The organism is Aeromicrobium sp. Leaf272 (assembly GCF_001422865.1).
Taxonomy (GTDB): Bacteria; Actinomycetota; Actinomycetes; order Propionibacteriales; family Nocardioidaceae; genus Aeromicrobium.
This window is the reverse complement of the sequence record NZ_LMMY01000011.1, coordinates 357,042-358,256: the sequence shown is the minus strand read 5'-3', so window position 1 is coordinate 358,256 and position 1,215 is coordinate 357,042. Positions and strand designations below refer to the sequence as shown.

1 pseudogene is annotated in these 1,215 nt (G+C 75.0%); it reads right to left on the bottom strand.

Annotated elements, in window-relative coordinates:
• Window positions 1-391 precede the first annotated feature (391 nt).
• Window positions 392-1,215, bottom strand: a pseudogene (locus ASF38_RS18475) (hypothetical protein); the annotation flags it as partial.

Genomic DNA, 1,215 nt, shown 5'->3' with positions numbered 1-1,215 from the left:
CCTCTGACGCTCCGCTTCCGCGGGCCACCTACCTCTCACTCGGCCTGGGCAGTGGGAGGTAGGAGACGCACCGCATGCGGGCGGTTTGAGGTGCGAGACCTACCTCTGACGGCCCGATGAGGTGCGAGACCTACCTCTGACGGCCTGGTTCGGTGCGAGACCTACCTCCGACGGCTCGGGACCGGCCCGCGGCACCGGGGCTCGGCCGAGCGGGAGCCCGTCCGTCGGTCGAGGCTCCTTTCGGAGACCGAGCCGAGACCCGGCCGGAGCAGCGCGGCCGCAAGTCCAGACCCAGCCGAGGAGGCGCAGCCGCAGGACGAGACCCAGCCGAGCCAGCGCACCCCAGGTCGAGCCCCACCCAGCGAGCGCAGCCGCAGGTCGAGCCCCAGGCTCACCCCCGCAGCGCCCCCACGCCCAGCACCGCGGCGAGGCCGAGGGCGGAGCGGGGGTGGTAGGCCGCCGTCCAGAGTCCGCCGTGGGCGGCGCCGCGAGCCTCGTCCTGCCACGGCTCGGCCTCGGCGGGCAGGCCGGCGCGGAGGTCGTGGACCAGGAGCGCGGCCATCAGGGTGTTCGACGTGGCGGGGTCGAAGATCTCGACGCCGAAGCGGTGCGCGCCGGCGTAGGCCGCCGCCAGGGCCTTGTTCTTCACGACCGACCGCGTGCGGGTGGCCGGTGCCACGTTGAGCGACACCGTGGTGCCGGCGGCGCGAGCGGTCGTGGCACGCCAGCGCTGCAGCCGCTTGGCGAACGCGTAGTTGGGACCCTGCTGCGGGACGAGGGCGTCGCAGATGCCCGGGTCGGCGCCGGGCGGGTAGTTCCGCTGCAGGAGCCGTCCGCCGCTCGCCACGCGTGTGGCGTGGCGAGCCATCCGACCGAACCGGCCGGCGCGGTACGCCGCCTCCGACCTCGCCACGTCGTCGGCACCGACGGCGAACACGTCGGTGGGTGTGGCCAGGAAGGCCAGCGCGGTGTCGGGGCGCTCTCGCACCAGGTGGTCCGCGAGCGCGTCCGCGGCCATCGAGACCCGGACGTGCTGCCCGCCGTCGGCGTAGCAGTAGTTGCCCAGCACGACGCGGGACTCGAAGGAGCCCAGCCAGTGGGCGAGGGCCGGCAGCTCGCGCACCAGGTCCGCGCCGACGTCGCTCCCACCGTCGGGTCGACCGTGGGTCACGATCCGACTGGGCACGTGCACGCGGCCCGCCCCGCCCGTCGCGA